Annotated in this window: 4 protein-coding genes and 1 other annotated feature; all 4 genes read left to right on the plus strand. The window is 29.3% G+C overall.

The annotated features are described in order from the left end of the window. The first annotated feature begins 3 nt into the window (after nucleotides 1-3). On the plus strand, nucleotides 4-123 hold the full coding sequence (locus tag ACRC03_RS16570) for a double zinc ribbon domain-containing protein (protein ID WP_438653710.1): 120 nt from the start codon (nucleotides 4-6) through the stop codon (nucleotides 121-123). A 4-nt stretch (nucleotides 124-127) separates the two neighbouring features. After that, complete coding sequence (locus ACRC03_RS16575) at nucleotides 128-895, plus strand: hypothetical protein (protein WP_438653707.1); 768 nt, start codon at nucleotides 128-130, stop codon at nucleotides 893-895. 16 nt (nucleotides 896-911) lie between these two features. Next, a complete protein-coding gene (locus ACRC03_RS16580) occupies nucleotides 912-1,082 on the plus strand; it encodes a hypothetical protein (protein ID WP_438653708.1) in 171 nt (56 codons plus the stop codon). A 258-nt stretch (nucleotides 1,083-1,340) separates the two neighbouring features. Further along, nucleotides 1,341-1,596, plus strand: a binding site (T-box leader). 146 nt (nucleotides 1,597-1,742) lie between these two features. Next, on the plus strand, nucleotides 1,743-2,697 hold a 955-nt coding region (gene asnA, locus ACRC03_RS16585; protein WP_438653709.1), incomplete at its 3' end, for an aspartate--ammonia ligase.

Consider the following 2,697-nt stretch of genomic DNA (forward strand, 5'->3'; position numbering starts at 1 on the left):
TTTATATCTTGTCCAAATTGTGGAGTAAAACTAAAGCAAAAATGTGACCACTGTGGAAGAGCTTTAAAGGAAGAATGGAACTATTGTCCATATTGTAATGATGAAATAAAAAAAGGGAGCTAGTAAAATGAAATTAATCAAAAGACATAAAAAAATATTCATAGGAGTAGTAATAATTGCTGCTTTATTAGCAATAATTCCAACAGCATGGATATATGTAATCTCTAATTTATCCATAGGAATAACAGAGGCAGATAGTGTAGAAGAAGTAGAAAAGAAGGTAGATGCTTATTTTGAGGGTAATGGACTTACAGAAGATATAATAAGCTGGATGAGAAAAAAACCTACAGGAGATTTTAATATATATGCCATTAATCCTAATAGTGAGGATTTTATTGAAATTGAGAAAAATATGGATATTATTGTACCTCAAGCAATGGAGCTAAATAGGTTAGAAAAAGGAAAAAATTATAATATTAAAATTTACTCAGACTTCTATGAAGGAGAAAAGAAAGTTAGTACAGAGAAACTATTGTCTAAAGATATAGTTGGAAGTGAAGATTTTCATATAATCTACGGTGACCATTTTATGGACGGAGGGAGTAAAAGAGATATGGCACTTCACTTTATACAAGAGAATAAAGTTTTAGAAACTTTAAGTTATTACATACCAACAAACTATAATGAGTCAGCAATAGTAAATGATGCAGATTTTAATATTAATGAAGATATTCCAATAATGTCTTTTACTAGAGGGATAAAGGTTGATGGTAAATATAAAACTTACTCACCTGATATGCATAAAAGTAAAGATAAAATGGAGAAATCTATAAAAATGAATCTGAGTAAGAATGAGAAGATGGTAATTTTAAGATTAGAATTAAATAAAATTTAATGGAGGATGACATGAAATGAATTTTTCAGAACATATACTTGATGCTACTGCAACTTTTTTAGAGACTAAGGCTAGATTTTTTATGGATTCTAATTCAAAGGAAGAAAGTAAGAAAAGAAAGCTTTATTTATCTACAGCTTTTGTAATATTTGTAACGCTGGGGATAATATCAATGTTAGCTATTTAAATAAAGTCAAAAATAAAATGGAGAATATATCTTAATTTATTTTGTTAAAAATAAGAAAAAAATAAATATTTAGAAAATATACTAAAATTAAAGAAAAGGCATATAAATTAAAGGTAAATATTGTAATGGAATTAAATTAAGAATTAAAAATTAATAAAAAGGCAAAATATGAAAAATAAAGAATCAATAATAAACTGTCACGAAAGTTGACAACATAAATATAATAAACTATTATAACTATAAATTAAAAAATACCCAATAAAAACTATGAAGGGAAGAGTAAATATAGAAGGTAGTCAAAGCGAGTTGGAGATGGTGAGAGTCCAACACGAAGCCTATATTGAAGAACATCCCAGAGTTGCTAACCGAAATCTTTGTGAGAGTAGATTTAGCCGGAACTAATCCGTTACCAAATTAGTATGTATCGAGAGGAATCTCTGTACATTATGAGCAGAGCTTGAAAATTCAAGCTAACCAGGGTGGTACCGCGGAACATAAACCTTTCGTCCCTATATTTTAAATATAGAGATGAAGGGTTTTTTATATGGACAAAATTGTATGAAAAAAGTCATGGCCAGACTTATACAATTAAAAAAATGTATGACGTCATACTCAAATTATATAAACCAAAATAATATAAATATAAGGAGAGTAAATTAAATGTGTTTAATAATACCACAACAATATAAAAGCAGTTTAGGAGTACTACAAACTCAACAAGCAATAAAGGATTTAAAAGATTATTTCGAAAATAGATTAGGGGAAGAATTAAAGCTTACAAGAGTATCGTCACCATTATTCGTATTACCTGAAACAGGTACAAATGATAACTTAAACGGAGTTGAAAAAGCAGTAAGTTTCCATGTACCACATATAGATAAAAGTGCTGAAGTAGTTCAATCATTAGCTAAGTGGAAAAGAATGGCTCTAAAAAAATACGGATTCTCAGTAGGAAGAGGTCTATATACAGATATGAATGCAATAAGAAAAGATGAAGAACTAGATAATATTCATTCTCTATACGTAGACCAATGGGACTGGGAACTTATGATAGACAAAAGTGATAGAAATCTACAAACACTACAAGAAACAGTTAAAAACATATATAAAGTATTTAAAGAAACAGAAGATCATGTGCATCAGATTTATCCAGAAATAAAAAAGGTTCTTCCCAAGGAGATAACTTTTATAACTTCTCAAGAGTTACTAGATATGTATCCTAGTTTAACACCAAAACAAAGAGAAGATGCAATAGTTAAGAAATGTGGTGCAGTATTTATAATGCAAATAGGCAGAGACCTTACAACTGGTGAAAAACATGATGGAAGAAGCCCTGACTATGATGATTGGGATTTAAATGGAGATATATTATTCTATAACCCAGTACTAGATAATGCTATAGAATTATCTTCAATGGGAATAAGAGTAGATGAAGAAAGTTTAGATAGACAATTAAGAGAAGCTGGATGTGATGATAGAAGAGAATTAGATTATCACAAGGCTTTATTAAATGGAGAGTTACCATACACAATAGGTGGAGGTATAGGTCAATCTAGAATTTGTATGTACTTCTTAAACAAAGCACATATAGGTGAAGTTCAAGTTGGAGTGTGGC

The sequence above is a fragment of the Romboutsia sp. genome, assembly GCF_051659545.1.
Classification (GTDB): domain Bacteria; phylum Bacillota; class Clostridia; order Peptostreptococcales; family Peptostreptococcaceae; genus JBOFOR01.